Origin of the sequence: Sphingorhabdus sp., assembly GCF_035329025.1 — a bacterium.
Lineage (GTDB): Bacteria > Pseudomonadota > Alphaproteobacteria > Sphingomonadales > Sphingomonadaceae > Sphingorhabdus_B.
The window spans coordinates 21673-42403 of record NZ_DAOLHN010000026.1; the positions used below are offsets into that span (position 1 = coordinate 21673).

20 protein-coding genes are annotated in these 20731 nt (G+C 56.2%); 5 read left to right on the forward strand and 15 right to left on the reverse strand.

Annotated features, from left to right (window positions below):
* Positions 1–79: 79 nt before the first annotated feature.
* Complete coding sequence (locus PKC81_RS08865) at positions 80–505, forward strand: Arm DNA-binding domain-containing protein (RefSeq protein ID WP_324335199.1); 426 nt, start codon at positions 80–82, stop codon at positions 503–505.
* Here the strand turns inward: PKC81_RS08865 and PKC81_RS08870 are convergent.
* The 9 genes from PKC81_RS08870 to PKC81_RS08910 form a co-directional block, all read right to left on the reverse strand.
* The gene (locus PKC81_RS08870; protein WP_324335201.1) at positions 437–808 is read right to left on the reverse strand and encodes a hypothetical protein; all 372 of its coding nucleotides are present in this window, start codon (positions 806–808) and stop codon (positions 437–439) included. The two genes, PKC81_RS08865 and PKC81_RS08870, sit on opposite strands and share 69 nt — an antisense overlap.
* Before the next feature lie 22 nt (positions 809–830).
* Positions 831–1463: a DUF1629 domain-containing protein gene (locus tag PKC81_RS08875; protein WP_324335203.1), complete on the reverse strand. Its 633-nt coding sequence runs from the start codon at positions 1461–1463 to the stop codon at positions 831–833.
* Complete coding sequence (locus PKC81_RS08880; RefSeq protein WP_324335205.1) at positions 1463–2380, reverse strand: hypothetical protein; 918 nt, start codon at positions 2378–2380, stop codon at positions 1463–1465. The genes PKC81_RS08875 and PKC81_RS08880 overlap by 1 nt, the downstream gene beginning before the upstream one ends.
* A 38-nt stretch (positions 2381–2418) precedes the next feature.
* Positions 2419–3570, reverse strand: coding sequence for a hypothetical protein (locus tag PKC81_RS08885; protein WP_324335207.1), 1152 nt, complete (start codon positions 3568–3570; stop codon positions 2419–2421).
* Positions 3571–4021: 451 nt separating this feature from the next.
* On the reverse strand, positions 4022–4372 hold the full coding sequence (locus PKC81_RS08890) for a hypothetical protein (protein ID WP_324335209.1): 351 nt from the start codon (positions 4370–4372) through the stop codon (positions 4022–4024).
* Between the two features lie 121 nt (positions 4373–4493).
* Positions 4494–5795, reverse strand: a complete 1302-nt coding sequence (locus PKC81_RS08895) for an amidohydrolase family protein (protein ID WP_324335212.1) — start codon at positions 5793–5795, stop codon at positions 4494–4496.
* 150 nt (positions 5796–5945) lie between these two features.
* Entirely contained in the window at positions 5946–7337 is a 1392-nt protein-coding gene (gene lpdA / locus PKC81_RS08900; protein ID WP_324335213.1) for a dihydrolipoyl dehydrogenase, read from the reverse strand.
* Complete coding sequence (locus tag PKC81_RS08905) at positions 7330–7992, reverse strand: hypothetical protein (protein ID WP_324335215.1); 663 nt, start codon at positions 7990–7992, stop codon at positions 7330–7332. The genes lpdA and PKC81_RS08905 overlap by 8 nt, the downstream gene beginning before the upstream one ends.
* Entirely contained in the window at positions 7989–9317 is a 1329-nt protein-coding gene (locus tag PKC81_RS08910; RefSeq protein WP_324335218.1) for a pyruvate dehydrogenase complex dihydrolipoamide acetyltransferase, read from the reverse strand. The genes PKC81_RS08905 and PKC81_RS08910 overlap by 4 nt, the downstream gene beginning before the upstream one ends.
* Before the next feature lie 143 nt (positions 9318–9460).
* Between PKC81_RS08910 and PKC81_RS08915 the strand changes: the two genes are divergently transcribed.
* Complete coding sequence (locus tag PKC81_RS08915) at positions 9461–9916, forward strand: universal stress protein (RefSeq protein WP_324335219.1); 456 nt, start codon at positions 9461–9463, stop codon at positions 9914–9916.
* Positions 9917–10098: 182 nt separating this feature from the next.
* On the opposite strand, the gene rnr is transcribed toward PKC81_RS08915, so the two are convergent.
* From rnr to PKC81_RS08940, 5 genes are all read right to left on the reverse strand, one after another.
* Entirely contained in the window at positions 10099–12387 is a 2289-nt protein-coding gene (gene rnr, locus PKC81_RS08920) for a ribonuclease R (RefSeq protein WP_324335221.1), read from the reverse strand.
* 1 nt (position 12388) lies between these two features.
* Positions 12389–13915: a proline--tRNA ligase gene (gene proS, locus PKC81_RS08925; protein ID WP_324335223.1), complete on the reverse strand. Its 1527-nt coding sequence runs from the start codon at positions 13913–13915 to the stop codon at positions 12389–12391.
* Between the two features lie 48 nt (positions 13916–13963).
* Positions 13964–14521 (reverse strand): polyhydroxyalkanoate synthesis repressor PhaR, encoded by a 558-nt coding sequence (gene phaR / locus PKC81_RS08930; RefSeq protein ID WP_324335224.1) that lies wholly within the window; start codon positions 14519–14521, stop codon positions 13964–13966.
* Positions 14522–14599: 78 nt separating this feature from the next.
* Positions 14600–15643, reverse strand: coding sequence for an alanine racemase (alr, locus tag PKC81_RS08935; protein WP_324335225.1), 1044 nt, complete (start codon positions 15641–15643; stop codon positions 14600–14602).
* Positions 15640–17229 carry an MFS transporter gene (locus tag PKC81_RS08940; protein ID WP_324335227.1) on the reverse strand — a complete coding sequence of 530 codons (1590 nt, stop codon included), beginning with the start codon at positions 17227–17229 and terminating at the stop codon, positions 15640–15642. Before PKC81_RS08940 ends, alr begins: the two co-directional genes overlap by 4 nt.
* A gap of 123 nt (positions 17230–17352) precedes the next feature.
* On the opposite strand from PKC81_RS08940, the gene PKC81_RS08945 reads away from it, so the two are divergent.
* From PKC81_RS08945 to PKC81_RS08955, 3 genes are read left to right on the forward strand one after another with little or no spacing between them, the layout of a single operon-like run.
* Positions 17353–18456: a hypothetical protein gene (locus PKC81_RS08945; RefSeq protein ID WP_324335229.1), complete on the forward strand. Its 1104-nt coding sequence runs from the start codon at positions 17353–17355 to the stop codon at positions 18454–18456.
* Positions 18453–19529, forward strand: coding sequence for an aminoglycoside phosphotransferase family protein (locus tag PKC81_RS08950; RefSeq protein WP_324335231.1), 1077 nt, complete (start codon positions 18453–18455; stop codon positions 19527–19529). The genes PKC81_RS08945 and PKC81_RS08950 overlap by 4 nt, the downstream gene beginning before the upstream one ends.
* Positions 19526–20293, forward strand: a complete 768-nt coding sequence (locus PKC81_RS08955) for a cyclase family protein (RefSeq protein ID WP_324335233.1) — start codon at positions 19526–19528, stop codon at positions 20291–20293. Before PKC81_RS08950 ends, PKC81_RS08955 begins: the two co-directional genes overlap by 4 nt.
* On the opposite strand, the gene PKC81_RS08960 is transcribed toward PKC81_RS08955, so the two are convergent.
* Positions 20290–20694, reverse strand: a complete 405-nt coding sequence (locus PKC81_RS08960) for an MAPEG family protein (protein WP_324335235.1) — start codon at positions 20692–20694, stop codon at positions 20290–20292. The two genes, PKC81_RS08955 and PKC81_RS08960, sit on opposite strands and share 4 nt — an antisense overlap.
* Between the last annotated feature and the right edge of the window lie 37 nt (positions 20695–20731).

Here is a 20731-nt window from a genome sequence, read left to right on the forward strand (position 1 = left end):
ATGTTCATTTCTGTGCAGCTTTGTTCATTCGTGTTTAGTGTTGTTCAGTATGCAGTGTGGGAAAAAATGTGGGAAAGATATGGCGCGACTTACTGCCTCCGTGATTCGTTCGCTTAAGAAGCCAGGTCGCCATTCTGACGGGGATGGACTCTTTCTAGTTGTCGGCCGAACCGGATCACAATCTTGGGTATGCCGTATACAAAAGGACGGAAGACGACGAGACATTGGTTTGGGCAGCGCGAAGAAAGTGTCTTTAGCTTTGGCCCGTGAGCGCGCGGGACGAGTTCGATCACAGATGGAAGCGGGTATCGATCCAATCTTTGAACGGAGAAAAGAAGCAGGAGTCCCGACATTTCGGGAAGCTGCGGCAAAGGTATTTGCCGAAACCAACAAGATTTGGCGAAATGCAAAGCACCGCGCGCAATGGCTTTCGACGCTAAACGCCTATGGGATCGTCGGCGAAGGCAGTTTCGGCGGCAATCAATTTTTCGCGAATTTGATTTAGGAACTTGGGTCCACCTAAATTGGAAGTGCTGAACTGGAGCCGGTCAAACGATCCGCGCTGCTGTCCGCTGTGCACGGAAACCCCCAGCGCATAGCCGCCGCGTCCGGTCTCCGGCGCAAGGCTGCCATTGGCGATAGCATTACGGCCTATGCCGAAGCCGAGATCATCAAGGAAACCGAGATTATCGAGCCAAAACTTCTCGCCAATCAGGTGCGCGCCCTGCAAACCGCTCAGCCGTCCAACGCGCGGGCCGATCAGGTCAAGCAGCGTCGTTGGTCGCAACAGTTCTTCAAAAGCTACCATATTATATGCCCCCCGAGCGCAATTAGACGCTTGCGTATTTCATTGATTCCAAGCCTGAAATGCCTGCTTCCGAAAACGCCATCATTAGCTCTTCGCTAACCAACACACCCGCAGCCAGGAATTTGTCACGCCAAATGTGACGGGCATCGATTTGAGCCTTGTTGAACACCAATTGGCGTGATTCGTCGCCTTCTGACAGCCATAGACCTCGCTCGTTTGACTTATCGCCTGTCCAGACGAAGGTAGTTTTTTTCTCATCCACACTATCAATGCGGTTACACACAACCAGCCAATAATAGCGGGCAATTGGAGCATCCGCCTTGGGCCGATACACATCGACCGGCAATAACTGGTGTACGCCGGGTTCAAATCTCTCGATGATCTCGCGAACACGCTCCGAAACAACCAACGTACCGCGTGACACGATAAAATCTGTCGGGTCATAGCGCTTGCTTTCCCAACATAATTTGGTCGGAACGGTTGCGGGATCAACGGGATAGCCGCTTGTCAGGGCGCGTTTCCGGTTCAGCGACACAGTGTCGATCTCCTCCGGATTCAGAAACGCGACGTCTCGGTCGGCATCTTCGTTTGCGTCAGGGAAGCTGGTTCCGATGTTGATCGGGTAGGGATATCTAACACCAATACTGTAAACCATCACGCAACCCCTCGCAGAATCATCCCGTTATCATTCGCCGCTTCAAGCATATCCGCACGGCACCTTCCACTCGCTCCCGAATAATTTACATTAATACTTGTGCTATTACTTGATCTGGCACCAGCCTGCGCGCCCAGCAGTTTGAACAGGCTTTTGAACAGCGACATCTCGTCGCCGCCGCCCTTGACGATGAACTCGATCCCCAGATCACCCGGATCCCAGTTCTCGACCACCATCGCAACCTCAAGGATCGCGTCTTCGCCCATCGCCGGGTTTAACTGCTCGCCAAAGCTGGCCTCGACCAGCAACTGCCCGCTCTCGGTCACGCCATAGGTCACCCAGGGCAGCAGAAAATCGCGCGCCACCGCGCGTTCGAGGCCAACCCCGTAATAAAGCGCGTTCGACCCGCCCACCATCGGCAGCCCGAACAGCTGCAGCCGGTCATTCTTCCCCGCATCCATGATGAAGCTGCCCGCGCTCCACCAGAAGGTATCGTCGGTGCCAGACCCCGTGTTCGACGCACCGCGCCCATCAAGCCCGTCACCCCACAGCTGGCCCTTGTAGCTCGAGTTGTACAGAAAGTCGCTGCCAGCCCCGCCGACCGTGATCGCCCCCGTCCCGCCCAGCGCAAACACCCAGTCATCGCCTGCACCGCCGTCGAGGAGCAGGCGCATGGCCTTCTCGCAATGCTTGGCGAGTGAACGTTGCGGCCCGCCTGCGGTCGAGACATTGAGCGCGTTGAAATAGGCACTGGACCAATAGCTGCCATCGTCTTTGCGGCCCTCATGGTCAGCGGCATAGCCTGTTGGTGTGTTGGGAATGATTGCTCCAAGCAGACCACCCGACTTGTTGTATTTCTTGTGGAGGAACGCCGCGAGCGCATCTTCGGCAGGTGTTGCCAAGACGGATGTCGGCATTAGCGCCAGCAAGGGTACGACTATAAGCAAGAGAGCCCTCACAGGTCACCTCGCTGCGCTTTCGCAATGACAGCTTGGAAATCGCCGACTTGATAGCCAATTTCCAGCGCGCGAGCCCAGATCGGCGGATAGAGACTGTTGAGACTGGCCACATATTTGGGCTGGTCGTTATATAGCTCATCGCAAGCCAAAGGCGCATAAGCTATGGCTTCGATGGCCGTGCCATGCCGTTTCTGAAAGGCGTCGACTGCCGTCTTGCCGATTTTGCCCAGCAAATGCTGTTGCTCAAGCGCGCCATGCTCATTTGCGAAGGCGATTATCTGTCCAACATTGTCAGCAAAGCGGGCAAGCGGGACACCCAGAAACGGATCGGCCAAGCCTTCGCTATTCCAAAGGCAGTGGATTTCATCGGCATCGCTGCCACAAGCCTTGGCCAGCACAAATGCCGCATTCTCGGCGTAGAACAACTCGGCGAGCACCCGCAGCTCTGGCCAGGTCATCAATCCCTGATCCCAGGCAGCGATGATGTCGGTATTGCGCAGAATAAGTTCGCCAATATCGAACAGCGGGATGTAGATTGGCCCGCCGTTGGGTTTGGTTACCAACGTATCAGGTTCATTGCCTGATCCTGCCCATTCTTCCCTTGCCCGACTTTGCGCATCGGCAATCGCCTTCTCGAAGGCCTTCGCGTCGCCACCGGCAAGGATCAGCACCGACATCACCCGCTGGATCAACCGGTAGCAACGCGTCGCATAAAGCGGATAGTTGCGGTTGATCTCCGCATTATCGCAATGCGCGTGGATGATCTTCGACAGATCGTCATGCCGGGCGAACATGTCGTCAGAGACATCGTCTGGATCGGCATCGACTTTCGGAGTTGTTCGACATTCGACTGCATGGGCCAGAAGCAATTCGATATTTGCTGCAAGCCGCGCCACCGGGATCGCAAGGAAAGGCGGAGCAATTTTGTCTACGCCAAGCATCCCACGCATCTCTTCGATGCCGCAGCCGTGTATATCGGCGAGATAATCTTCGGCGAATTCGTCAAAGAACAAAGATGCGAGAGTCCGCAGCTCAGCGCCAGTAGTGTAGCCAGCATCCCAAGCAGCAACAATGTCACTCGCGCGCAGCTGCAGGGCGTTATCGTCAAAGATCGTTGATTGTTTCTGCACCGGTTTTGCCTCCACCATAACGAAAGAGGCAGACCCAAGCCGGGTGTTGGAAACCCTGCACTAGCACAGAGCGCCGCCACCTTTAGGCGGACCCTGGACATGCGTAGCGGCCACCCGGCCAGACAAAGTCTGACCGGCGCTAGTGGTTAGAGGTTTCCACGCCTCACCCTCGGGACTGACCGAAGGATTTAACGACCCAATTATGAATCATATTTTCCGCGCTGACAACTGAGTTGTCAGCACCAAGTCCGCAAAATGCTGAGCTAACGACACGCATATCAGGCTGATTGAGCGGCCTTTGAAAATCGTGGCATCCGGCTATGCTAAAGCATCATAAACTGCTGGGCACACCTTCCCATGAACAGCCATGTGGGAAAATTTGAGGGAAAGGAGTTCTCTCTATAAAAATAAATTATTTATTTTCATTTAGATAAACCAAATCCTTGGCGGACACCCTGTCCGCCAACCTCTATTTCTCTTCGGCCAATTGACCACCGTTGTCGCGGTTTTCACCAAAGGCACTGGTGGTCCCATCGATCATCATCTGGATCTCTTCGCGGGCATATTGCTCTGCATCCGCTTGTTTGGAGCCAAAGCCTTTTTCAGATTTTACCAGCATGTCGAAATAGGTCTGCTTTTCAGTCGGGCATGCTTTCTGAATAGCCTCGTTAAATTCCGAACCGCTCCGCTTCATTTTGACGGATTCATTATGTTCTTTGATAAGGCAATTGTTGAAGCTCTTTCTGGCTTCATCCATCAAATCACCTTTCATGGCAGCCATGTTGAGCGCCATGGCCAGCGCCATGCTTGTAAACATCATAAAACGTTGCTCCCCAGTTTTTTAGCGAACGTGTTGTCTTCCCGCAGACAATGAATATCATAATCTGCGACGATGCCGCAATGTTGCATATTGCAACTGAATCATTGCTGAACTCATCAGCTTAGCGGATGCGTTTGCCACCTTTTACAACCGCGTCGACCGACTCGAGTTCGCGGACATCGTTCAACGGATTTCCGTCGACTGCAATAATATCGGCATAACGGCCGACCGCGATGGCGCCCACATCTTTTTCACGATCCAGCGCCTGTGCACCATTGCGGGTAGCGGCCTGTATCGCTTCCAGCGGGGTCATCCCATATTCGACCATCACGCGGAATTGCTTGCCGATATCTGCGTGCGGCATCACGCCGGCATCGGAGCCAAAGACCATCTTCACGCCCGCTTTGTGCGCCTTGCGGAAGTTATCACGCTGGATCTGGGCGACTTCGCGATCCTTGCGCAGATTATCCTCAAGCACACCATTCTTGGCACCTTCGGCCTGGGTGTATTCGGTGTTGTAGATATCCATCGAGAACCAGACCGGGCGGGCACGGGAAGCGGCCAGTTTGATGCCTTCATCGTCGACCAGGCTGGCATGCTCAATCGTATCGATACCCGCCTTGATCGCGGCCTTGATTCCATCGCCGCCATGGGCGTGGGCGGCGACGCGAATACCCCATTGGTGCGCCTCGTCAGCGATGACCTTCAAATGCTCTTCCGAAAGCTGCTGCTGGCCGGGCTCGGTGTTACGCGAGAAGACCCCTCCCGTTGCGCAGACCTTGATGACTTCGGCACCATATTTGCGCTGGCGGCGGACCTGATAGCGCAGCTCGTCAGCATTGTCGCCAATGCCTTCTTCCTTCCCGTCCTTCTCCAGGCTCGGCGGAAGGAACGTGGAGTCGCAATGGCCGCCGGTCGCTCCCAGCGCATAGCTTGCAGGCACTATGCGAGGGCCGACCGCATAACCATTGTCGATAGCCTGCTTGAGGCCGATGTCGTTTCGGTCACCAGACCCGACATTGCGTACCGTGGTGAAGCCGGCGTCAAGCATGGATTTGGCGGCGCCAACAGCCGTCATGCCCCAGAAACTATCGGTAAATTCAAGACCGCGATAGCCGCCAATATCGGCAGGCCCATCAAGATGGACATGCATGTCGATAAGGCCCGGGAGAAGCGTCTTTTCGCCCAGATCGATATGCGAGACGTCACTGCCCCATTTGACAGTGCGGGCATCGGCAATGCTGGTGATGCGGCCATTGTCGTCGACAAAAATAGCAGGATAGTCGACCATCTTGCCGGTGATCACATCCAGCATCCGCGCACCGGTGATGACGGTGTTGGCCAGTAGGGGCGCTGAGTGAACGGATAGCGCCGCTATCGCCAAAACCCCAGCATTTCTCAGAAAGTTCACGCTTATGCCCATGTCTGTTGTCTCCCGAATCTCGTTTCCGGACATTAGGCAGATTGGACGGCGGTAGGACAGAGGAAAAATCGGATGACGTCAATTATCGAAGGCCGTCATGCTGAACTTGTTTCAGGGTGTCGCGATGTTATGGCAGCAGCGGTTGCTCACTCACATGTGCAACATCTTGCCATAGGCTCCCAGCACGCTCTCATGCATCATTTCGCTCAATGTCGGGTGCGGGAAGACGGTGTGCATGAAATCGGCCTCGACCAGTTCGGCTGTCTTGCCGATGGTATAGCCCTGAATCAGCTCGGTGACTTCCGCGCCGACCATATGCGCGCCCAATAGCTCGCCGGTCTTGGCGTCGAACACGGTCTTGATGAAACCTTCCGCCTCGCCCAGCGCAATGGCCTTGCCATTGCCGATGAAGGGGAAATTGCCGACCTTCACTTCGTAGCCTGCTTCTTTGGCTTTGGCTTCGGTCAGCCCGACCGAGGCGACCTGCGGGTGGCAATAGGTGCAGCCCGGAATGTTCTTCGGATCCATCGCGTGCGGATGGCCGCCGGCAATGGCTTCGGCGGCAATTACGCCTTCATGGCTTGCCTTGTGCGCGAGCCATGGCGGCGCGGTAACGTCACCTATCGCCCAAAGACCGGGCACATTGGTGCGGCACATCGGATCGGTCTTGATATGCCCGCGCTCGGTTGCGACACCCAGCGCCTCCAGCCCGATATTCTCCGTATTGGGCACGATGCCGATGGCGACGATGCAGTGGGTGAATTCGGATTTGGCGACCTTCCCGTCCTTATCCTTGATTTCGGCAGTGACGCCGGTGGCGCTAGCCTTCAGCGACTGCACCCCTGCCCCGGTCAGGATCGTCATGCCCTGCTTTTTCAACGCCTTTTCAAGGAAGGTCGAAACGTCGGCATCCTCGACCGGTACGATGCGGTCCATCATTTCCACAACGGTCACTTCCGCGCCCATATCGTTATAGAAGCTCGCAAATTCGATACCGATCGCACCGCTGCCGATGACGAGCAGCTTCTTGGGCATTTCGGGCGGCACCATTGCGTGGCGATAGGTCCAGATGCGTTTGCCGTCGGCGGGCGCGAACGGTAGGTCGCGGGCGCGGGCGCCGGTGGCGATGATGATATTCTTCGCGGTCAGCTCTTCGGCATTGCCATCCTTGGTGACGGTAAGCTTGCCGGGCGCGGTCAGTTTGCCATCGCCCATATGGACGGTGATCTTGTTTTTCTTCATCAGATGCGTGACGCCCTGATTGAGCTGCTTGGCAACGCCGCGCGAGCGCTTCACCACCGCATCGATATCCGCACTGATATTCGCCGCGGTCAGCCCGTAATCGCCCGCATGCTGCATATAATGATAGATCTCCGCCGAGCGCAGCAACGCCTTGGTCGGGATGCACCCCCAGTTGAGGCAGATGCCGCCGAGATTTTCACGCTCGACAATCGCGGTTTTCAGGCCGAGCTGCGCGGCGCGGATGGCGGCAACATAGCCACCGGGGCCAGAACCGAGGACGATTAGGTCGTAGTTAGACATTTCTGGGGGGTCCATTTTGTTTTGTAGCAAAATATGCTCCAATTGCAGCAAGCAATGCGCCAATCAATGCCAGAACAAAATCCCAGCGAACACCTGTTTTGTCGGTGGATGCGGCGTATACGTATTGCGGGATCGATACGTCACGTAATTTGATGTTTGAATTTGTTGTGTCTAGTTCAGGAAAAAATGCTAAATCATCAGATTTAAACGTAATTTCAATATCAGCATCCTTATCAAACTTTGATATTGTAAATCTTAACGTACCGTTACTATCAATAGAATTGGCGTCAATTGCGGATTCCAAAATAGCATCAGAAACATCAATGTCTAAATCCATCCAGCGTGGAGTTCTAAAAATACGACTAGAAACCACGAAGTTCAAGTTTTTGAGCGATCTGCCAGAATTGTTCCTGATGAAAACAGTTGATATATATAGGGCGCTATTCTCTTCCTCATCATTGAATTTTTCTGGAAAGCGCTTCGACAAATCGTCTTTGCTGACAACTGTGCTTATTTGACCATAAATGATTTCAGCAGGCGGTACGGGATCAGGCTTTCGTAATTGCTCCACGAGTATGCCACCAAGCAACAGCACTAAGCCAGTTACGACACCAACCACGGTCGGAAAAACAAGTTCTTTCTTCAGGTCATTCACGCCACCAACCCCAAAGGTTTCTCAACCAATTCCTTGAAGACCTTCATCAGCATCGCCCCATCGGCGCCGTCAATCGCGCGGTGGTCGAAAGAGCCCGTTGCGCTCATCACGGTCGCAATAGCCAGCGCGTCGTCGACCACATAAGGGCGCTTTTCACCTGCGCCGATCGCCATGATCATCGCTTGCGGTGGATTGATGACGGCTTCAAACTGCTTGATGCCCATCATGCCCATGTTCGAGATAGAGGCGGTGCCGCCCTGGAATTCGTGGGGTTGCAGTTTGCCGTCTTTCGCCTTGGCGGCAAGTGCCCCCATTTCGGTCGAGATGGTCGAGAGCGACTTGTTCGCGGCATCGACGATGATCGGGGTGATCAGGCCGGTGGGCACCGACACCGCAACACTGATATCGGCGCGGCTATATTGCAGCATGGTATCGCCCGCAAAGCTGACATTGCATTTGGGCACCTGAATGAGTGCCAGCGCCAGTGCCTTGATCAGCATATCGTTGACCGACAGCTTGACGCCGCGGCTTTCGAGGCTGGCGTTGAGCTCGCCGCGCAGCTTGAGCAGTGCGTCGAGCCGGACGTCGACCGTCAGATAGATATGCGGCACCTGCTGCTTGCTCTCGGTCAGGCGGCGCGCGATCGTTTTGCGCATATTGCTGAGTTTGACCACCTCGTGCGGGATGCCGAAATCGGGGACCGGTTGATTTTGTACCGCAAGCCCTGAGCCTGTCGAAGGGCGGCTCTCGGTTGTAACCCGTGCTTCGACAGGCTCAGCACTAGCGGTTTTGGCTGAGGCACCTTCGACATCAGCCTTGACGATACGCCCATTAGGTCCGGTGCCGGTCAAACCGGCGAGGTCAACGCCTTTGTCGGCGGCAATGCGGCGCGCAAGCGGGCTGGCCTTGATGCGATCGCCGGAGGCTGCAACCGGTGCCGCAGGTGCGGGTTTGGCCACAACGTCGTCCCGGCGAAGGCCGGGACCGCTGGAGGTTTCTTCTTTGGGGGCAGGAGAAGCGACAACAACGGCCCCTGCCTGCGCAGGGGTGACGGGTGCAGCCTTAACAGGCGCCGACCCTTCATCCTCACCCTGGATCATCGCTATAACGGTGCCGACCTTCACCCCGTCCGTGCCTTCGGCGACCAAAATCTGCGAAATCACGCCCTCATCGACCGCTTCAAACTCCATCGTCGCTTTGTCGGTCTCAATCTCGGCAATCAGATCGCCCGACGACACGTTGTCGCCTTCCTTCACCAACCAGCGGGCAAGCGTGCCCTCCTCCATGGTGGGGGACAGTGCGGGCATTTTGAGCTCGATGGGCATCAGGGCATCCTGTTTATGGTCTGGATTTGTCGAAGCGGCATAAGGGCTTGGTTTCCCCAGCGTCAAGCGGCTATTGCTTGCACTGCGATTGGAAATGACGCAGGTTCATACGAATACATGAATGCCGCGACGGGGAAACGGCGATGCGCACCTATCTGGTTGTAATTGATGAGACCGAAGAGGCGCGCCTCGCGCTCCGCTTTGCCGCGCGCCGTACCGCCAAAACCGGCGGCAGTTTGCATATCCTGACGTTGGTCGAACGAGCGGATTTTGTCGCTTGGGGCGGCGTGCAGGCGACTATGGAGGCCGAAAACCGCGAAAAGGCGGAAGAACTGGTTCGCGCGGCCGCGGGCTCGATCTTTGACGAACTCGGCATCCAGCCGAGCATTACCATCAAGGATGGCGAAGGCGTGGATGTGGTGAAGGAAATGCTCGACGAGCATCCCGAGATCGCCGCGCTGGTGCTGGGTGCCGCGGCGCAGGGCGCTCCGGGGCCGCTGGTTTCACACTTTACCGGCAATAATGCGGGTTCGTTGCGCTGCCCGGTGATGGTGATACCGGGGTCGCTCAGCGATGAAGCGCTGGATGAATTGAGCTGATTTTTTTGTTTCGCGCAGAGGCGCGGAGTTTCGCAGAGACGCAGAGAGTTTTTCCTGAGCCTAAGGCTCATTTCACTATTGTCGGTTAAAATCCAAGCGGTGCGTTCAATTTGAAAGCGGCTTCGCCGCAGACACTCTTCTCTGCGTCTCTGCGAAACTCCGCGTCTCTGCGTGAAACCCTTCTAACGCTTTTTCTTACCCTGATGCCGGATATTCGAAGGCCGCCCGCGCTTTCCGGCCATATGTTTGCCCTGATGCTTGACGCCGGACGGTCGCTGCATCCGCGCCGGGGCGTAGCTGCCGCCTTCGGGCAATTCGAAGCGTAACGCACCCGAGACCGGATTAGCTTCGGCAAGTCGCAATTTGAGGCGCATTCCGGGGCGATATTCGTCTCCACTGTCCTCGCCGGTCAGCGTCTGGCTCGCCTCGTCGTAGAAAAAACGTTCCGCCCCCAAAGTTGAGACCGGAACCAAACCATCGCCGCCAATTGACTCTACTGTCGCGAAAAATCCGAAATTCTGAACGCCGGTGATCCGCGCATCGATTATCTGGCCGATCTGCGACGAGAGGAAAGCCGCGACATAGCGGTCGGTGGTTTCGCGTTCGGCCTCCATCGCGCGGCGTTCGGCGCGGCTAATCATCTCGGAGGTGACGTCAAGCCGTTCGAAATCCCTGGCCGACAGGCCAGTGACAGGCTTGATTGAACCATCCTTGGGCACAGGCATTTCTAGATCATAGGCGCTCACCAGCGCTCGGTGGACGATCAGGTCGGCATAGCGCCTGATCGGTGAGGTGAAGTGCGCGTAGCTACCCAGCGCCAGCCCGAAATGCCCGGCATTTTGCGGGGTATAATAGGCCTGCGTCTGGCTGCGCAGCACCGCCTCCATGATTTGCGGCAGGATTTCGTCATGCTCCTGCACCTTGTCGATAATCGCATTGAAGGTCGACGGGCGGACCACCTGCCCCAGCGCGAATTCGAGGTCGAAAGTCTTGAGATAATCCTTGAGCGCCACCAGCTTTTCACGCGCGGGCGGTTCGTGGACGCGGTAGATCAAAGGGGATTTCTTTTCCTCCAGTGCCTTTGCCGCCGCAACATTGGCCGCGATCATGAAATCCTCGATCACCTGATGCGCATCGAGATGTTCGCGCACGGCAACGCCGACTACCCTGCCCTGTTCATCGAGCGTGATGCGGCGTTCGGGCAGGTTCAGTTCCAATGGCCCGCGACGGTCGCGGGCTTTTTTGAGGAGGTCGCAGCACGCCCAGAGCGGCTTGAGCGCGGGTTCGAGCATCGGATGATCGAGCTTCCCGTCTATCGCATCCTGCGCATCCTGATACGGAATATTGGCGGAAATCCGGGCGACTGCGCGGGTGAAACGCCATGACGTCACTTGCCCGCCTGCATCAATCTGCATGTGGCAAGCGAGTACCGCACGGTCCTCCCCTTCCCGCAGCGAGCATTTGTCCGACGACAAAGCGTGCGGCAGCATCGGCACAACGCGATCGGGGAAATAGACGCTGTTCCCGCGCTTTGCCGCCTCGCGATCAAGCGCGCTGCCGGGGCGTACATAATAGCTGACATCAGCTATGGCGACGATAGCTTTGAAACCATTTGTATTTTTAGGATCGTCATCTGGCGTAGCCCACACCGCGTCGTCAAAATCACGGGCATCTCTCGGATCGATGGCGATGATCGGCAAATGGCGCAGATCTTCGCGCTTTTCGGCGGTGACGGGCAGGTCATGCACCTTCTTTGCCTCGGCCTCCACCTCTTCCGGAATTTCAAACGGGATGCCGAATTTGTGGATGGCAATCAGGCTGAAGCTGCGGGGAGCAAAGGGATCGCCGAGAACATCGGTAACACGTGCTTTCTTCTGCCCTGCCCGACCGCCAAGTTCGGCCAGCACCAGATCACCCGGCTGTGCCTCACCGATTTCGAACAAGGGAATATCGAAACGCGCCTTCTTGTCAGTCGATTTCAGCCAGAAACGGCCATTGTCGCTTTCCTCAACCACACCCATGATTTGCTCGCTCGCCTTGGCGAGTTTCTTCATCGGGTGCGCGAGCCAGCCTTTGCCAGCCTCTTCGGTGCGCGCGAGGATGCGATCGCCGATGCCAAGTGCACCTTTGCGCCCGCGTTCGACCACGCGGAGCTTGGGTAAAGGAATGCCATCCGCTTCCCAGCGCTCCGGAATGGCGATCAGCTGGTTACCGTCGACGTCGACGATCTTGAGCACGGTAACGCGGGGAACGCCGCCCATCTTGTGAAACGCCCTGCCCGGTGCAGCATCGATCAGCCCCTCGTCGGTCATATCCTTGAGCAGCGCCTTCAAGGCGATCTTGTCGCTACCATGCAAGCCGAAAGCGCGGGCAATTTCCCGCTTGCCTGCCGGCTCCTTGGATTCCTCTATGAACTCGAGGATTTGCTCGCGTGTCGGAAGGCCCGGCTGATGGCGCGGCTTTCGCGCCAAATCAGTAAGTCCGTCCGATGAGGATGCGCTCGACCGCAGGTTCGCCGGTGAAGAAGCATGCGCCATCCACCGGCGCTGCATCGAGCGGGCTGTTGCGCATGGTGAGCTTCAGCGCCTTCAACTGTTCAACGATCTTGTCAAGCGCTGCGCCGGTTGGGCGAGCCCATTGCACTTCGACCCAGCCAGCGAACTTGGCCTCGTCACCTTTGAAATGCGCCGCCAGATCGGTGACGTCACGCGCAATATTGGCTTCGAGCCTCGCCTTGGCTTCGCTGTGTAGCGCAGTCTGGATTTCTTCGAGCATGCCTGCGGCCTGCTGAACAAATTCATCCTTGAGTGTAAATGCAGTGTTGAGCTTGCCATCATCCTTGTACAGCCGGTCACGGCGAAGCACCGCAGCCTTGCCTTCGGATACGTCGCGCGGCCCTACCTCGACAATGATCGGCGCACCTTTTTTCACCCAGGCCCATCGCTTGTTCGACGCCTTGGCAGCCTTAGTATCGAGCAGCACACGCACCGGCTCTCCAAAGGCCGACAGCGCGCCCAGTTCTTTCCAAAGTTCACGGCAATAATCGAGCACGGCCGCATCGCCATCATCGTCGCGCAGCATCGGAACGATGACGATCTGCCAGGGCGCTATCTGCGGGGGGCAGCGCAAGCCATCATCATCGCCATGCGTCATGATCACGCCGCCGATCATGCGCGTCGAAACGCCCCAGCTGGTGGTGTGGGCGAACTGCTGTCCGCCTTCCTTATCCTGATATTTGATGCCCGCGGCCTCGGCAAAGCCCGTGCCCAGATAATGCGAGGTGCCGGCCTGCAACGCCTTGCCATCCTGCATCATCGCCTCAATCGAATAAGTCGCGACGGCGCCGGGGAAGCGCTCATTTTCGGGCTTCTCACCCGCCACCACCGGCATCGCCAGCGGTCCTTCGGCAAATGCGCGATACATTTCCAGTGCGCGCATCGTTTCCTTCATCGCGTCTTCGCGATCGACATGCGCGGTATGCCCTTCCTGCCACAGGAACTCGCTCGTGCGCAGGAACATGCGGGTGCGCATTTCCCAGCGCACAACATTCGCCCATTGGTTGACCAGCAAAGGCAGATCGCGCCAGCTTTGCACCCAGCGGCTCATCGCCGCACCGATCACGGTTTCGGATGTGGGACGCACGACCAGCGGTTCTTCGAGCTTCGATTCCGGATCAGGGATCAGCTTGCCCTTGCCGTCGCCGACAAGCCGGTGATGGGTGACGACCGCCATTTCCTTGGCAAAGCCCTCAACATGGTCAGCTTCCTTTTCGAAGAAGGATAGCGGGATGAAGAGCGGGAAATAGCAATTTTCAACGCCGGCTTTCTTGATTTCCGCATCCATCAGCTTCTGGATGCGTTCCCACATGCCGTAACCCCAAGGGCGAATAACCATGCAGCCACGTACGCCCGACTCTTCAGCAAGATCGGCTTCGGAAATGACCTCCTGATACCAGGCGGCGAAATTTTGTTGGCGGGTAACGGAAAGCGCGTGTTTCATGGCCCAGCCCCTAGCGGCTTGACGGCTCAACCGCAACCGTGCGGCGGCTTACTCCTTGGAGAGTTTGTCGATCTTGGCCTGCAACTCGGCCATCTGGCGTTTCAGATCATCAAGATTTTCGTCGGACTTTTCCTTCTTGCCTCCCAGATTGCCGAGATTGGGAACCAACGCATCGCGCGCAGCGCGCATCATTTCGATATTTTGTTTGGCAATATGACCGAAGGGGCCCGAAGTCAGCGCATTCTCGATGACATCCTGAACCTGCTTCTGGTTCTTCCTGAAATTGTCCATCGAATTTTCCAGGAATTGCGGGACCAGACCCTGCATGGAGTCTCCATAAAGCGCGATAATCTGGCGCAGGAAATTGACCGGTAACATGCTCTTGCCACCATTTTCCTCTTCCATGATGATTTGCGTCAGCACACTATGCGTGATGTCCTCGCCCGTTTTGGCATCGACAACCTTGAATTCGATATCCTTGCGGGTCAGCTCGGCCAAATAGTCGAGCGTGATATATTTGGACGACTGCGTGTTATACAGGCGCCGGTTCGCATATTTCTTGATTATGATCGGGCCGTCTTCGCTCGTTGCGGATTTCCGTGCCATTCATGCGTTCCCGGTGAAATGTGTTCGAGCCCGCCTTGCACCACTTTTTCTTGCACTGCAACATTTGAGCGTGAAACCTTAAATCCAGTGCCGGGAATATCGACGCCCTAACCCGGTCAGCAATTCATATTGGCTGACACCTGATGCGGCCGCGGCACCATTCAGTTCAAATTCCATAGCCAGCCAATCGCCCTCGGCCAGTTGGCTGCTGCTATTCGAAATATCTACAGTCACCAGATCCATCGATACGCGCCCAACCACTGGAAAGCGATCCAAGTCCAATCGGCAAAAACCTGAATTGGAGAAGCCCCGGAAATAGCCATCAGCATAGCCGACAGAAATAGTCGCCAGAACCGAGCATTCACGCGTTGTGAAAGTCGCATTGTACCCGACAGGGATTCCTGCATCGAGCTGCCTGATCTGCAAGATGCGAGCCTCCGGCCAAACAACCTGCTTTATTTCAGACGACAATTCGTTACGCGGAACACCGCCATAAACGGCCAGTCCCGGCCTTGTCAGATCAAAACAATAATCTTTACCCAATGCTATCCCTGCGCTGTTCGCCAGACTTTTGCGCCGGGCCGAAATATTCTGGCTAGCTTGGTGAAACATCGCGAGTTGGCGGCGATTTTGGTCAACATCCTCATCGGCCGACGCAAGGTGGGACATTAATATGTCTATTTCCAAACCTTCCAACAATTGGGCATCAATCTGGTCCGGCCCTAGGCCAAGCCGGTTGATCCCGCTATCGAGCATCAAGTGGCATCGTCCGCCACCCCCGGCCTTCCAAGCTGAAATCTGCTTCGCCGTGTTCAGGACCGGTATCGCACCGATCTCCTTTGCTGCGGCCATGTCATCCGATGAAATGCCGTTTAGGACGGCGATATTTCCCGGAGGTACCAATTTCGCGATTGCGGCCGCTTCACTCCAATGGGCTACAAAAAAATCCCTGCACCCTGCCTCCCACAGCTTGGGCACGACTTCGCAAGCGCCCAAGCCATAGGCGTCTGCCTTTACCGCTGCACCGGTGGCAGCCGCTCCGCTCATGCGGGCCATGGTTTTCCAATTGGCAATCAGTGCGCTGCTGTCCAAACGCAAGCGCGATGGGGCAATTAAGGTCAATCGAGTTCCTTGTCCCTATTTTCGGGCAGCCAGATCAGACTCACTATGAAGGCCATAGCCACCACGCCAACCCCATACCAAAGGCCGTTAAAAGCACCGCCGGTTTTGACTACAATATACTGCGAGATTAGCGGCAGAAATCCTCCGAAATAGCCGGTTCCGATATGATAGGGTATCGACATGGAGGTGTAACGAATTTTCGCCGGAAACATTTCCACCAATATTGCGGCCACTTGCCCATAAGTCAGAGCGGACAGGGCTACTAGTGCGGCGACCACCAAAATAATGACCAACCCATTGCGCTGCTCCGGATCCGATTCATTTGGATAACCCGCTGCTTCCAAAGCAGCTATATAGGCTTTTTCATCAAAGCCTTTCACCTCGGCAGTACCGACCTTCAATATCGTATCCTGTCCAATAGACTTTGAATAACTGATCCCACGTTTGGAAAGGAAATTCAAAGCCTTGGCGCATTCCGTTTCATGTTTGCTGGCAAACACGTTGAAATCGCATTCCGGCGAAACAAGCGTTACCGGAGACGATGCGGTGGCCTTTGATAACGCCGGATTGGCTGCATCTGCCATCGTCCAGAACAAGGGAAATGTCAGCAACATCGACAGGGCATAACCGATCAACAAAATCTTCTTGCGGCCGAAATGGTCGGACATCCATCCCGCTGCAACATAAAGCGGTGCCGCAATTGAAGCACCCACCGCCATATATAGTAGCGCGTCAGTCTCTGGCACTCGGGCAGTGCCAGTCAGGAAATAGAGCGTATAAAATTGTGAGGTGTAGTAGATGACGGTCAAACCTGCAGCGACACCAAACATAGCGACCAAGATGCGCTTGACATTCCCGGGATAGCGAAAGCTTTCGGTGAAGGGATTTTTTGAAACCGTTCCAGCCGCTTTCATCGCTGAGAAAACCGGGCTTTCGGAGAGTTTCAGGCGGATCCACAGCGAAATCGCGAGAAGCAGAATGGAAATGATGAAGGGCACACGCCATCCCCAAGCTTCGAATTCAGCGGGGTCGCTGACAATCGTCCGCGTGACGAGCACGACCAGAACGGCAAGAAGAAATCCACCCGCAACGGAAGCCTGAATCCAGCTCGTATACTGGCCGCGCTTTCCTTTGGGGGCATGCTCGGCGACATAAATTGCTGCACCGCCATATTCACCGCCAAGCGCCAATCCCTGTAGGCATCGCATGAGCAAAAGCAGTACCGCGGCCCAAATTCCGGCTTGTTCAAAGGTCGGCAAGAAACCGATTGCCGCAGTGGCGCCGCCCATGAGCGTTATGGTCACAAGGAATGTGTATTTCCGACCGATCTTATCGCCGAAATAGCCGAACAGGATTGCTCCCAATGGCCGGACACCAAAACCGGCGCCGAAAACAGCTAGGCTGGCAAGAGTGGCCGCTGTCGGATTGTCGGAAGGGAAAAACAGTTTCCCGATCAGCGCGCCCAAAATGCCATAGACGAAGAAGTCGTACCATTCGAACACGGTGCCCAGTGACGATGCGGTAATCACCAGCCGATCGCGTTTGGGATCAATTACGATTTCGTCAGCCTCTGCTGTACTCGCCATGGGTTCCCCCTCCCTGTCTCGCCTTTCGCTCCCTCTTAGTTGCAACGCCGTAGCGTTCAAGCCTTGTTGCGTTTGTTTAATCGAGCGATTAACAACTTGTGCGAGAGAGTTAAGGAGAGAGAGATGCTGACCAAGGGCGACGAGTACCCGATCCACCAGACGGCTGAGCCAATTGCCTTTTCAGGCACCGACCGGAATTTTTACGATCGCTTCTTTTTCTGCGGTTATCGTCCGGACGGGTCGGGCTATTTCGGCGCTGCCTTTGGCGTCTATCCGCACCTGAATATTGCTGATGCGCATTTCTCGATCATCAGGGATGGTACGCAACACTGCATCCATGCCTCGCGCATATTGGGTTTCGAACGGATGGACATGCATTGCGGGCCGATCCGCATTGAGGTTGTCGAGCCGCTCAAGACGGTGCGTCTCATTGTTGACAATCATGAGGGCATTTCAGCAGATTTGACCTTCGAAGTCCGCTCTGCGCCGATTCAGGAGCCGCGATTCACACGCCGCAACGGTTCGCGGATGATGATGGATCTCACCCGTTTCACTGTGAATTGCCATGTTTCGGGCTGGGTCGAAGTCGATGGCAAGCGCGAAGCCTATGAAGGGGCCTTTGGCACGCGTGACCGGAGTTGGGGCGTTCGTCCGATCGGTGCAGCCGACCCGCAGCCGACCATCCCCACGACGATGCCGCAATTTTACTGGCTGTGGGCGCCCACCAACTTCCCCAACCTGTCGCTTTATGCCCATGTCAACGAGGATGAAAAGGGAGAAGCCTGGAACCGTCGCGCCACACTGATGATGGACGGAGCCAATCAGGAAGGCGGAATGCACTTCCATGACGACCGCTTCACAATGAACTGGGCTGCAGGCAAACGCTATGCGACCGCCGCAAGACTAGACGTTCGTGACGATGGCGGGCGCGATCATGTTGTAACTTGGCAGCCAATCGACACCTTCATGATGAAGGGTATCGGCTATGGCCATAGCGAATGGGCGCATGGTGGATTCAAGGGAGAACTGGCGGTTGAACGCGAAGACTTCCGCCCTGCCGATCTCGATCCCCTCTTAATGCCCCACCTGCATATCCAGCATGTTGCGCGGGCGCGGCACGAAGGTGGCGGGGCAAGTTCCGAAGGCATCGGCATTGTCGAACAGCTTGTTTTCGGTCCACATGGCCCGAGCGGCTTCAAGGGGCTTAACGACGGGGCGGGCGCATGAGTCTGCCAGTCCTGTCACGCGATGAAATCACCGCCGACTGGCTCACCGGGATGCTGCGCGGCAAAGGCCATGACGTTGCCATTGCTTCGATCGAAGCCAAAGCTATCGGCACTGGTCAGGTAGGTGCGACCTATCGTATCGCCTTGAACTTTGACGCAAATCCCGACGGTTTTCCACCAACGATTGTCGCCAAACTGCCGTCCAATGATGAGTTGAGCCGGACAACGGGCAAATCACACCTCACTTATCTGCGCGAAAGCCGCTTTTACCAGACTTTTGCGGGCAAGAAGCCGATGGCGGTACCCGACCATCTCTACATTGCCTTTGATGAAGATAGCCACGCCTTTACGCTGATCATGCATGATCTGCCCCATCATGTGCAGGGCAACCAGCTCGGCGAGCCAAGCAGGGAAGAAGCATTGCTGGCGGTCGATGCCGCTGCCAGCATTCATGCCGCATGGTGGGGCGATCCGATGATCGACACGCTCGATTGGCCCAACGGAACCAAAGCGGTTCCACCACAACTCGACAGCGATATGCTGTTCGGCATGTTCTGGCCCGCATTTTGCGACCGTTATGGCGATCGCGTCGATGCCAATATGCGCACGGTGGGCGAGGCCTTCCTCGGCAAGCTCAACGCCAATTACGACACCCGCCAAAGCCCGCGCTGCCTGACGCATAACGATTTCAGGCCAGACAATATGCTGTTCAATGTCGGTGATCGGGTTAAACCAATCGTGATCGTTGACTGGCAAACAACCGGCGTGGGCATTGGTGTGGGTGATATTGCCTATTATACTGGCACAGCCTTCGATGCGGGGCATCGTCGTGACATCGAAGAGGAATTGCTCGCTCGCTACAAAGCACAACTGATCGCACGCGGCGTGCCGGAGACCGACTTGGCTCATATTCACGACGATTATTGCCGCTCGGCGGTCGCAGGCTTCCTGATGGGTGTAACCGCTGCAATGGTGGTCGAACGGACCGATCGAGGCGACGACATGTTCATCGCCATGGCACGGCGTTCGGCGGCTATGGTACTTGACCACGGCGACAAGGCGCTGCCGCAATGACCCAATTTGTCGACCTTTCGATACCGATTACCAATGATGTGGTTTCCGATCCGCCGGTAATGCGTCCGCAGATAACCTATATGACCCATGAGAATACATGGGAGCAGATAGCGATGTTTTTCCCGGGCTTGAATAAGGACGACTTGCCCGATGGCGAAGGCTGGGCAGTCGAAAGCCTGACGCTGAGCACGCACAACGGCACCCACATGGATGCGCCCTGGCATTTCCATTCGACCACCGACAGCGGGGCCTCCCCCGCCCCTTCGATAGACGAGGCCCCGCTCGACCTGTTCTTCCGTCCCGGCGTAAAGCTCGATTTCTCGAACAAACCGCATGGTCATGTCGTCAGCGCTGCCGAGGTCGAAGCCGAACTGGCGCGGATCGGCTATGAACTGCAGCCGCTCGACATTGTGCTGGTCCAATCGGGTGCGGTTTATGGAACCGACAACTTCACCGATCAGGGTTGCGGCATGGGCGCAGAAGCCACGCTTTATTTGACCGAACGCGGCGTTAAAGTCGTCGGCACCGATGCATGGAGCTGGGACGCGCCCTTCAGTCACACTGCCAGACGCTGGGCCGAAACGCGCGATCCGTCGATCATCTGGGAAGGCCATAAGGCCGGACGCATCCAGCCTTACTACCAGATCGAGAAGTTGACCAATTTAGCCTCGCTCCCGCCTTTCGGTTGGAAGCTCAGCTGCTTTCCAGTCAAGATAGAACGCGCAAGCGCTGGCTGGATAAGGGCTGTGGCTCTGATCGATTAGAGGTTCTGTGTAGCCAGCAAATATAGCGTCCACCCGCTCAATATGGCCAGTGTCAGCCATGTGATGATTACGCCCAGTGAGCGAGGCAGCGGCGGCTTGGTGCTTGCGGGTAAATACAGCCCCCAAATGTGAATCACACGGCCAAAGAGGAAGAGCGCGCCGATGGCCATCAAGCCCATATGCCAGGCATGTGCGAGTTCGAGGAAGGCGAGCAGCAGGATGACGATCGGTGCATGTTCCGCTAGATTGCCATGACTGCGGCTAGCGCTGATCAGCTTGGCATCACCCGCATCGCCAAAGGCGGCCTTTGCGCGGATGCGCTGGCGAACTGTGTCGATTGCGGTGAGGAGAAGGAGCAGCGCACAAATGGCTGCAACAAAAGCGGTAACCGGAACTGGCATGTGATTGTCTCCCCCTGATAACCGTTGCAGCTTAACT

Coding starts and splice junctions, on each gene's coding strand:
- PKC81_RS08955 (WP_324335233.1), top strand. CDS start 19,526: ATGACCCAATTTGTCGACCTTTCGATACCGATTACCAATGATGTGGTT.
- PKC81_RS08880 (WP_324335205.1), bottom strand. CDS start 2,380: ATGCCGACATCCGTCTTGGCAACACCTGCCGAAGATGCGCTCGCGGCG.
- proS (WP_324335223.1), bottom strand. CDS start 13,915: ATGAAACACGCGCTTTCCGTTACCCGCCAACAAAATTTCGCCGCCTGG.
- PKC81_RS08895 (WP_324335212.1), bottom strand. CDS start 5,795: ATGGGCATAAGCGTGAACTTTCTGAGAAATGCTGGGGTTTTGGCGATA.
- PKC81_RS08890 (WP_324335209.1), bottom strand. CDS start 4,372: ATGATGTTTACAAGCATGGCGCTGGCCATGGCGCTCAACATGGCTGCC.
- phaR (WP_324335224.1), bottom strand. CDS start 14,521: ATGGCACGGAAATCCGCAACGAGCGAAGACGGCCCGATCATAATCAAG.
- PKC81_RS08915 (WP_324335219.1), top strand. CDS start 9,461: ATGCGCACCTATCTGGTTGTAATTGATGAGACCGAAGAGGCGCGCCTC.
- lpdA (WP_324335213.1), bottom strand. CDS start 7,337: ATGTCTAACTACGACCTAATCGTCCTCGGTTCTGGCCCCGGTGGCTAT.
- PKC81_RS08910 (WP_324335218.1), bottom strand. CDS start 9,317: ATGCCCATCGAGCTCAAAATGCCCGCACTGTCCCCCACCATGGAGGAG.
- PKC81_RS08950 (WP_324335231.1), top strand. CDS start 18,453: ATGAGTCTGCCAGTCCTGTCACGCGATGAAATCACCGCCGACTGGCTC.
- PKC81_RS08875 (WP_324335203.1), bottom strand. CDS start 1,463: ATGGTTTACAGTATTGGTGTTAGATATCCCTACCCGATCAACATCGGA.
- PKC81_RS08865 (WP_324335199.1), top strand. CDS start 80: ATGGCGCGACTTACTGCCTCCGTGATTCGTTCGCTTAAGAAGCCAGGT.
- PKC81_RS08885 (WP_324335207.1), bottom strand. CDS start 3,570: ATGGTGGAGGCAAAACCGGTGCAGAAACAATCAACGATCTTTGACGAT.
- PKC81_RS08960 (WP_324335235.1), bottom strand. CDS start 20,694: ATGCCAGTTCCGGTTACCGCTTTTGTTGCAGCCATTTGTGCGCTGCTC.
- PKC81_RS08940 (WP_324335227.1), bottom strand. CDS start 17,229: ATGGCGAGTACAGCAGAGGCTGACGAAATCGTAATTGATCCCAAACGC.
- PKC81_RS08870 (WP_324335201.1), bottom strand. CDS start 808: ATGGTAGCTTTTGAAGAACTGTTGCGACCAACGACGCTGCTTGACCTG.
- PKC81_RS08945 (WP_324335229.1), top strand. CDS start 17,353: ATGCTGACCAAGGGCGACGAGTACCCGATCCACCAGACGGCTGAGCCA.